The organism is Bacteroidota bacterium, assembly GCA_018816945.1.
GTDB lineage: Bacteria > Bacteroidota > Bacteroidia > Bacteroidales.
On the sequence record JAHIVC010000106.1, the window covers coordinates 1 to 2,279 of the forward strand.

At 57.0% G+C, this 2,279-nt stretch carries 3 protein-coding genes; all 3 read right to left on the reverse strand.

What is annotated here, in order from left to right; translation table 11 throughout:
* Positions 1 to 320, reverse strand: a 320-nt coding sequence (locus tag KKG99_17550; protein MBU1014803.1) for an acyl-CoA dehydrogenase family protein, incomplete at its 3' end; no start/stop codon positions are given.
* 20 nt (positions 321 to 340) lie between these two features.
* The gene (locus KKG99_17555; protein MBU1014804.1) at positions 341 to 1,579 is read right to left on the reverse strand and encodes an electron transfer flavoprotein subunit alpha; all 1,239 of its coding nucleotides are present in this window, start codon (positions 1,577 to 1,579) and stop codon (positions 341 to 343) included.
* Positions 1,576 to 2,279: electron transfer flavoprotein subunit beta/FixA family protein (locus tag KKG99_17560; GenBank protein MBU1014805.1), on the reverse strand; the 704-nt coding region annotated here is incomplete at its 5' end. The genes KKG99_17560 and KKG99_17555, both read right to left, overlap by 4 nt.

The following is a 2,279-nucleotide window of genomic DNA, read 5'->3' on the forward strand; positions in this document are numbered from 1 at the left end:
AGTTCATGGAGTTCCGGGGTGCCGTACAGGTAGAGCCCGTTGGTGGACATGAGACATTGCATGGCCACGGTGGCACCCAGGCTCATTAAGCCCCGGGCAAGTTCCTGCATGGCAATGCAGTAAAGGGTGGTGTTCCCCCCGGACCCGGTAACTTCCCTCGGGTACCGGATACCGAACAGCCCCATGTTCCCGAGCTGTTTAAAGAGATGGTCTGGAAATTCCGCCCGTTCGTCATACTCTCTTGCAATGGGGATCACTTCCTTGTCCACAAATTCTTGCATGGTCTTTCGGACCATATCCTCGACATTGGACCGGATCAATACCCGGGTATCAGATTTTTTCATGACAGGCTCCCTTTCTGTGACAGCTGGGCAATCATCTCCGGCACAATCTCATGGACATCCCCCACAATTCCCCAGTTGGCCACATCAAAGATGGGCGCCTTGGGGTCTGTGTTAATGGCAATGATGTAGCGGGATCCCATCATGCCGGCCCGATGCTGGATGGCCCCTGAAATACCGCAGGCAATGTAGATTTCGGGCCGGACGGTCTTGCCCGTCTGTCCCACCTGGGAGCGCTGCTCCATGATTCCCTGTTCAACGATTAGGCGGGTACAGGCAAGTTCGCCGCCCAGAAGCTGTGCCAATTCCTTGAGCATCTCAAACCCTTCCCGGCCGTTGATGCCCCGGCCCCCTGCCACGATGACAGTGGCCTCGGTAATATCCGTGCCGGTTCGCCCCTCTTTCATTGTTTCTAAAATCCGGGTTTTAATATCTGTCTCATTTAAAGGGGGGCAGACCCGTATGATCTCGGCATTTACATTGTCAACCAATTGTTTTTCCATCACCCCGGGCCGGACCGTGGCCATCTGGGGGCGGGAATACCGGTTGGCAATGGTGGCCATGACATTGCCGCCAAAGGCGGGCCGTGTCTGCCATAAAATTTTTGAACCGGAAATATTCGAATTCGGGCCTTTCTCGTCTGATTTTCCCGTATCCTCATCAATGGTCAATTCGGTGCAGTCGGCGGTAAGCCCTGATCCCACCCGCCGGGAAACCCGGGGAGCCAAGTCCCTTCCCAGGGCCGTGGCACCGATGAGCAAAATTCCGGGTTTGTATTCTTTTATCAGATGTTCCATCACACTGGCATAGGCAATGGTCCGATAGTCTTTTAACAGATCATTTTCCACCAGATAAATGGAATCCGCCCCGTGCACGGCCAGAGTGTCGCAAAGCCCTGCTACATCCTTTCCCACAAGAACGGCAGATACCGTTTCATTAAGCTCCCCGGCCAACTCCCGGGCCTTGCCCAGCAGTTCCAACCCTACCGGGGCCAGCACCCCGTCTGTCTGCTCGGCAAATACCCAGACGCCTTCATGACCGGAAAAATCCGGCACCACCCGGGGAACGATATCCGATGTGATGGCCTCATTTTTACACGCCGCCACACAGGCGCCGCAACTGGTGCACCGGTCCGTGACCCGTGCCACCCCGTCCGTAAAGTCAATGCCGTCGTAGGGACAGACCCGCTGGCAGCGCTTGCACCCGTCACACGTGTCTCGATCGATCCAGATGGTCATGATGGCCTCCCCTGGAATTTACCGGAAAGGGTGGTGTCGCTTTTTTTCAGCCGGGCAAAAAGATCTGCCACCACCTCCTGCTTGCTGCCCGTTAGAATTTCGTTCTGCCGCTTGAAATTGGGGGTAAAGGTTTTGATCACATGGGTGTTGGACCCTTCCAGCCCCACCTCACAGGTGTTGACCCCGATGTCGGCCGCATTCCATACCCGAATGGGCGCCTGGTCCGTGCAGGCGGTGATCAGCCGTTCCATGTGGGCATACCGCGGCTGGTTCAGCGCTTTGATCACCGTGATAAGGGCGGGCAATTGACAGGCAAGGCGCTCCACCCCGGCGTCCACCCGTCGTTTGACAATGATTTCGCCGGGTTCGCCTGGTTTTCCAGGTTCACAGGGTCTCTTGTCTGTCACCTGTTCAATCTCCCGGACATAGGTGGCCTGGGCAATCCCTAACCAGTCCGCCACCTGGGGCCCGATCTGGGCGGTATCCCCGTCAATGGCCTGATGGCCGCAAAGGATCAGATCCACTTCGCCAATTTTTTGGATGGCACGGCTTAAGGTCAGGGAGGTGGCCCAGGTGTCTGCCCCGGCAAAGGCCCTGTCGCAGAGCAAAATCCCCTGGTCCGCACCCATGCCGATCGCTTGTGTCAGTGCATCCACGGCCTGGGGCGGCCCCATGGAAACGGCAATCACTGTTGTCCCCA